This window comes from Spirillospora sp. NPDC049652 (assembly GCF_040675125.1).
Taxonomy (GTDB): Bacteria; Actinomycetota; Actinomycetes; order Streptosporangiales; family Streptosporangiaceae; genus Spirillospora.
The window spans coordinates 1-5,490 of record NZ_JBFAOF010000466.1; the positions used below are offsets into that span (position 1 = coordinate 1).

The 5,490-nt window shown below is 73.6% G+C and carries 6 protein-coding genes; 1 reads left to right on the forward strand and 5 read right to left on the reverse strand.

Annotated features, from left to right (window positions below; all coding sequences use genetic code 11):
* Positions 1–1,429 (reverse strand): AfsR/SARP family transcriptional regulator (locus tag AB0J52_RS25310; protein WP_500184702.1); only part of this gene is annotated, 1,429 nt, incomplete at its 3' end.
* Between the two features lie 126 nt (positions 1,430–1,555).
* On the opposite strand from AB0J52_RS25310, the gene AB0J52_RS25315 reads away from it, so the two are divergent.
* Complete coding sequence (locus tag AB0J52_RS25315; protein ID WP_500184704.1) at positions 1,556–2,026, forward strand: hypothetical protein; 471 nt, start codon at positions 1,556–1,558, stop codon at positions 2,024–2,026.
* A gap of 105 nt (positions 2,027–2,131) precedes the next feature.
* Here the strand turns inward: AB0J52_RS25315 and AB0J52_RS25320 are convergent, their stop codons facing one another.
* From AB0J52_RS25320 to AB0J52_RS25335, 4 genes are all read right to left on the reverse strand, one after another.
* Positions 2,132–3,277, reverse strand: a complete 1,146-nt coding sequence (locus tag AB0J52_RS25320) for an acyl-CoA dehydrogenase family protein (protein ID WP_500184706.1) — start codon at positions 3,275–3,277, stop codon at positions 2,132–2,134.
* Between the two features lie 169 nt (positions 3,278–3,446).
* Entirely contained in the window at positions 3,447–4,055 is a 609-nt protein-coding gene (locus AB0J52_RS25325) for an HdeD family acid-resistance protein (protein ID WP_500184707.1), read from the reverse strand.
* A gap of 52 nt (positions 4,056–4,107) precedes the next feature.
* A complete protein-coding gene (locus tag AB0J52_RS25330) occupies positions 4,108–4,785 on the reverse strand; it encodes a VIT1/CCC1 transporter family protein (RefSeq protein ID WP_500184708.1) in 678 nt (225 codons plus the stop codon).
* A gap of 45 nt (positions 4,786–4,830) precedes the next feature.
* Positions 4,831–5,490, reverse strand: a 660-nt coding sequence (locus AB0J52_RS25335; protein WP_500184709.1) for an AAA family ATPase, incomplete at its 5' end; no start/stop codon positions are given.

A 5,490-nucleotide genomic window follows, 5' to 3' on the forward strand; every position in this document is an offset into this window, starting at 1 on the left:
CGTCCTCCAGGTGGTCCGCGAGCTGGTCGGGCCCGAACGCGCGCAGCCGCGCGGCGGCCAGTTCGAGGGCGAGCGGCAGGCCGTCCACGGCGCGGCACACGCGGCCCGCCGCGCCGGGGGCGGCGGCCAGGTCCACGTCGGGGGCGGCCTCGCGGGCGCGGCGCGCGAACAGCCGGACGGCCCCGGTGACCTCATCGGCGGCGGGCACCGGCAGCGGGGCGAGCGGCCGGACGACCTCGCCGGGCACCCCGAGCGGACGCCGCCCGGTCGCGAGGATCCGCAGGCCGGGACAGGCCGGGACCAGGCGGGCGACGAGCCGCGCGCACGGTTCGGCGAGGTGCTCGCAGTTGTCCAGGACGAGCAGGCGCTCCCCGTCGCGCAGCCGCTCCTCGACTCCGCGCCGCGCCGCCTCGCCGTCACCGGTGACGTCCAGAAGCGCGGCGAGTTCGGCGAACACGTCGTCGTCGCGGGACAGGTGCGCGAGGGCCAGGACGGCGACCCCGCCGGACGGGGCCTCGCGGGCGGCCACCCGCAGCGCGAGGGTGGTCTTGCCGACGCCGCCCGGGCCGGTGACGGTGACCAGGCGGTGCGTCCGGACGAGTCCGGCCAGCTCGGCGCACTCGCGGTCGCGGCCGATGACCTCCTCGACCGGGCTGCGCGGGCCGCGCCACGGCGGCGGCCCGGCCGCGGCGGCGAGGTCGAGCGCCGGATCGCCGGACAGCACGGCCTGGTGGACGCCGCGCAACGTCGGGGAGGGGTCCAGGCCGAGTTCGTCGGCGAGCCGGGCGCGGGCGTCGCGGTAGACCTCCAGCGCCTCGGCGCGCCGCCCGGAGCGGTAGAGGGCGACCATGAGCTGCGCGGCGGGCCGCTCACGCAGCGGATGGCTCCGGACGAACGCGGACAGCTCCGGGACCAGCCGCTCGTGCCGGCCGAGCGCGAGGCCGGTCTCGGCGTGCTCCTCGACGGCGGTCAGGCGCAGCTCGTCCAGCCGCAGCGCCTCGTCCTGGAGACCGGCCGCGTCGGCGTCACCGCAGTACGCCGCGCCGCGCCACAGGCCGAGCGCCTCGGCGAACAGCGCGCCGCGCCGCCGGGCGTCGGCGGTCTCGCGGGCCCGGCCGACGAGGTCCTCGAAGCGCAGGGCGTCGATCTCGGTGGTCGCGGCGGTCAGCCGGTATCCGGCGGCGTCGCGGACGATCCGGGCGGGGTCGTCCAGTGCCCGGCGCAGCCGCACCACGTAGGACTGCAGGTTCTTGCGCGCGGACGGGGGCGGGCCGTGCGGCCACAGCCCGTCGGTCAGGCGGTCGTCGGTGACCGTCCGGTTCGCCGCCGCGAGCAGCATGAGCAGCAGCAACCTCGGGCGGCCGGTGCCGAGCGGCACCGGACGGTCCCCGTCCAGCACCTCCGGGGAGCCCAGGACCCTGAACTTCACAGCACGCGTTATACCCGTCCTGTACCGAAGATCGGGAGAGTGGACCCGTCGAACTCAGCGAACCGGAGGTGCCACTTGTTCGATTTCCCGAGTATCGGTCGGCGGGCGGCGCTGACGGCGGCCGCGGTGACGTGCGGCGCCGGCCTGGTGGCGGCCGGGCCGGCCGCGTCCGCCTCCCGCGGGGAGTGGCAGCCGTACCGGGCCAAGCCGTTCGTGGACGTCGGCGTGTGCGCGTTCCCCGTGCGGGGCGACATCGTCAGCGACGAGGAGGAGGTGCGGATCCTCTCCACCTACCCGGACGGCAGGGTCGAGCGGGAGGAGTTCCGGGGGCCGCTGGTCGTCCGGTTCACCGGCAACGGCCACTCGGTGGTGCGCGACGTGTCGGGCTACGCGCTGTTCCACTTCCTCAAGGACGGAACCCGGTACGCCCGGCTCGACGGCGGCTTCAGCTTCCGCATCAAGCAGGGCAACGTGGGCTACCCGGCGGGGAACTACATCCTGCACGGCAAGTTCAGCGCCGTGGTGAAGGCCGACGGCAACCGGCTCATCCACCCCGCGCACGCCACGATCGAGAACCTCTGCGACACCCTCGCCTGAACCACGCGCCCACCAGCTCCGCACAGGGTTCCGTCTCCCCCACGGACTCGGGCCCGGGTCCGCAACGCCGCGCCGCGACCCGGGCCCGACTCACTCCAGGCGCCTTCAGAGGCCGAGGCGCTTGGCGGCGATCTCGTTCATGATCTCGGTGGTGCCGCCGCCGATGCCGAGGATCCGGATGTCGCGGTAGTGGCGCTCCACCTCCGACTCGCGGAGGTAGCCCATGCCGCCGTGCAGTTGGACGGCCTCGTTGACGACGCTCTCGCAGGCCTGGACGGCGGTGTTCTTGGCGAACGCCATCTCGGTGAACACGTCCTCGCCCGCCACGTACCGCTCGGCGACGTGGCGCGTGTAGACGCGCGCGACGTCCACCTGCCGCGCCATCTCGGCGACCTTGTGCCGGACGAGCTGCCGCGACGACAGCGGACGCCCGAAGGTCTCGCGGTCGCGCACCCAGCGCATCGTGAGGTCGAGGCACCGCTGCGCGTGCGCGTTCGCCTGGACGGCGAGCGAGAGCCGCTCGGCCACGAAGTTCTGGACGATCTGCACGAACCCGCTGTTCTCCGGCCCGACGAGGTTCGCCGCCGGCACCCGCACGTCGGTGAAGGAGAGCTCGGCCGTGTCGGAGCAGAGCCAGCCCATCTTCCGCAGGGACCGCGAGACGGCGAACCCGGGCGTGCCCTTCTCGACGACCAGCAGCGAGATGCCGCCGAAGCCCGGTCCGCCCGTCCGCACGGCCGTGGTCACGAAGTCCGCCCGGACGCCGGACGTGATGTACAGCTTGGACCCGTTCACGACGTAGGAGTCGCCGTCCCGGACGGCCGTGGTCCGCAGGCCCGCCACGTCCGATCCGGCGTCCGGCTCGGTGACGCCCAGCGCGCCGATCTTCTCGCCCGCCAGCGTCGGCACGGCGAACCGTTCGATGAGGTCCCTGTCGCCGGACACCACCAGGTGCGGAAGCGCGATCCCGTGCGTGAACAGCGAGGCCACCAGGCCGCCGGATCCGCCCGCGTGGATCATCTCCTCGGCGACGATCAGCGCGTCCAGGACCGATCCGCCCTGCCCGCCCGCGTCCTCGGGGAACCCGACCCCGAGCAGTCCGGCGGCCGCCGCCGTCCGGTGGAGCGAGCGCGGCAGCTCACCGGCCTCCTCCCACGCGTCCAGGTGGGGGAGGACCTCGCGCTCGGTGAAGTCCCGCACCATCTTCCGCAGCGCCGTCCGCTCGGGGGTGCTCCACACGTCGTCCGCCACGGCCGCCTCCACATCGTTCCCGAATCAGATTCGGAAACTAGCACGCCCTGCCCTCAGGAGGCAGCCACGGCCTCGCGTCGCGCGGGACCCCGCGGCCGGAGGTTCTTACGAAGTTCTGACGGCCGGGTCGGCGCGCCGGTTCGTGGGGAGGGACGGGCGCGGGTAGCGGTCAGCTCAGTTGGCTGCCGATGCGGTGGGTGCCCGGGTGCCGGCCGAGTTTGCGCAGGCGGAACGCCACGCCGATCAGGGCCGCGCCCATGACGATCGCGAACAGGCCGATGAGCCACGCCACCGCGACCGCGCCGGACGCCGGCCAGATGAACAGCACCAGTCCGAACAGCACCGACACCACGCCGGCCACGGCGAGCATCCACGCGTCGTCCACCAGCTTGCGCAGCCGGACGGCGCCGATGATCTCCAGGACGCCGACGATGAGCGCCCACGAGGCGATCAGCAGGAGCAGCACCAGCGCGGTCGCGGCCGGCCAGGCGAAGGTCATCAGGCCGAGCAGGATGCCGCACACCCCGGCGACCGCGAGCCAGCCGCGCGACTCGCCCGCCACCCCCGAGAACGCGCCGACCAGCGCGAACACGCCGTCCACCAGCGCGTAGGCGCCGAACAGGACGGTGAGCGCCCAGACCGTGATGCCGGGCCAGAACAGGGCGAGCACCCCGAACAGGACCGCGAAGACGCCCCGAACGAGCAGCACCCACCAGTGGTGGCTGAGTTGTCCGATCATGCCGAAGACGTGTCCGGGCGGGGCTTCGGCGAACACCATCACCTCCCCTGGACTGGGCAAAGTCGAACGAACCGGACGACCCGGCGGCCGGTCACGCGCCGATCAGGCTGCCCGCGGCATAGGTGATGGCCATCGCGAGCAGGCCGCCGAGCACGTTGCGGACGACCGCGCGTCCCGGCGGCGCGTTGCCGAGGCGCGCGCTCGTCCAGCCGCAGATGACCAGCCCGACCGCGACCGACAGGACGGTGATCCAGACCCGCACGGACGGCGGCGGCAGGACGATCGCGAGCAGCGGCAGCAGCGCCCCGACCGTGAAGGCGACGAAGCTCGCCACGGCCGCCTGCCACGGATTGGTGAGCTGGTAGGGGTCCACTCCGGCCTCGGTCGCGGCGTGCGCGGCGAGCGCGTCGCGGGCGGTCAGCTCGACCGCGACCTGCCTGGCCACCTCGGGCGAGAGGCCCTTGTCCAGGTACGCCTGGGTGAGCTCGTCGAGCTCGGCCTCCGGATCGTCGGCCAGCTCGCGGCGCTCGGTGGCCAGGAACGCCCGCTCGGTGTCGCGCTGGGTGCTGACCGACACGTACTCCCCCGCCGCCATCGACAGCGACCCGGCGAGCAGGCCGGACAGTCCGGCGAGCAGCAGCGTGGACTCCTGGGCCGTGGCGCCCGCGACGCCGACGACGATCCCGGCCGTCGAGACGATGCCGTCGTTGGCGCCGAGCACTCCGGCGCGCAGCCAGTTCAGCCGGTCGGTGAAGGACTCGTGCTCCACCCGTTCCTCCCTCTTCGCCGCCCTCCGCGCGTACTACGGCGGCGGTCAGGTGGAGCCCGGCCCCGCGCCGGAGGACGCGTGAGCGGGAGGTGCCCCGTGGCCGCGGTCGACGCGGTAGTCCAGGCCGCCGTCGATGTAGTCCACCATCGCGGTGTCGCCTTCGGAGATCTGGTCGCTCAGCAGCATCCGGGACAGCTGGTTGTCCACCTCGCGCTGGACGGTCCGCCGCAGCGGACGCGCCCCGAACTGCGGCTGGTACCCCTTCCGCGCGAGCTCCTCCTTGGCCGGGTCGGTGACGATGAGGCCGATGTCCTGCGCCTTCAGTTTGCGGCGGGTGCCGTCCAGCAGCAGGTCCACGATCCGCAGCAGCGCCTCCCGGTCGAGCCGGTCGAAGACGACGACCTCGTCGATCCGGTTCAGCAGCTCCGGGCGCAGCGTGTGCTGGAGGACGTCCATCAGCCGGTCGCGCAGCTCGTCCTCGCTCCCGGTGTGGTCCAGGATCAGCTGCGCGCCGATGTTGCTCGTCATGATCACCATGGCGTTGGAGAAGTCGACCGTCCGGCCCTGGCCGTCGGTGAGCCGTCCGTCGTCGAGCACCTGGAGCAGGACGTTCATCACGTCCGGGTGCGCCTTCTCGATCTCGTCGAACAGCACCACGCTGTGCGGGCGGCGCCGGACGGCCTCGGTGAGCTGGCCCGCCTCCTC

Excerpts from the sequence above, each read along its gene's own strand:
- AB0J52_RS25325 (WP_500184707.1), bottom strand. The coding sequence starts at position 4,055 with ATGGTGTTCGCCGAAGCCCCGCCCGGACACGTCTTCGGCATGATCGGA.